Origin of the sequence: Mesorhizobium sp. M7A.F.Ca.US.014.04.1.1 (assembly GCF_003998745.1) — a bacterium.
Taxonomy (GTDB): Bacteria; Pseudomonadota; Alphaproteobacteria; order Rhizobiales; family Rhizobiaceae; genus Mesorhizobium; species Mesorhizobium ciceri.
In genome coordinates, this window is sequence record NZ_RZRW01001219.1 from 1 (window position 1) to 817 (window position 817).

The 817-nt window shown below is 59.4% G+C and carries 1 protein-coding gene; it reads right to left on the minus strand.

Annotated features, from left to right (window positions below):
• A partial coding sequence (locus EOA22_RS35690) for a CHASE4 domain-containing protein (protein ID WP_281040824.1) occupies positions 1-597 on the minus strand: 597 nt, incomplete at its 3' end.
• Between the last annotated feature and the right edge of the window lie 220 nt (positions 598-817).

The following is an 817-nucleotide window of genomic DNA, read 5'->3' on the forward strand; positions in this document are numbered from 1 at the left end:
ACCTGGTACTTGTGCAATGTGGCCGCTGTCGGAAACGACTGGCTTGATGCTGACAATGGCAGGATGGCCGGAGATGACGACCATGTCGGAAGCACCTATCGTGAGCACCTGCTCGGTGACGCCGTCGGTGTCCCCCTGTTTCAGCCTCGCCCTGAGGTTCTCCACGAGAGGCGCAGTGGTCGGGCGTATGGATTGATAGCTCGCCGGATCCACCGCCGATCCATCGGCGAATGCGTAGACTGGCGCGTCCTTCGGATCGAGAATGTAGACCTCATCGTGGCCGAAATACGTGTGCATCCAGGTGCCGAGATTGGTGTCGACCCATTTGGCATCCTGGCTCCGCAGGGCGCTGACCGCGTCGTCCCAGACGGTGACGCTCTCCTGATCGTGGGCTATTCCGCTCTCCAGCTTGGATATGATCAAGGCGACCAAGCTTTTCTGCCGCGACACGGCAACACCATCGGACTGGGTCGCCGACCACAGCAAAAGGCCTGTGGTGAGGGTCGCAACAAGCAGCGTCACGACAATGATGGGCAAAGCCGTTCGCTTGAAAAAAAGGCGACGTGTTGGTTCGCCGAAATGCCGGAGCAGCGTCATGAGGCTGCTTTACGCTAAGAAAACTGCTGGACCGTTAAAGGCGCGGCATCAGGCAAGCTGCACGTTTGAAAAGGCCAGTTCGATAACCCGGCGTTGAACTGCCAAGGAACAAATTCGCCGCGCGCGCGTTCGAGAGCGGCCTTTGCGGGGACTGAACACGAATGCTACTCGCTTTGGGGAACGCGCTCTCGACGACGGTTATGGCCGGCAGAAGTGGGGG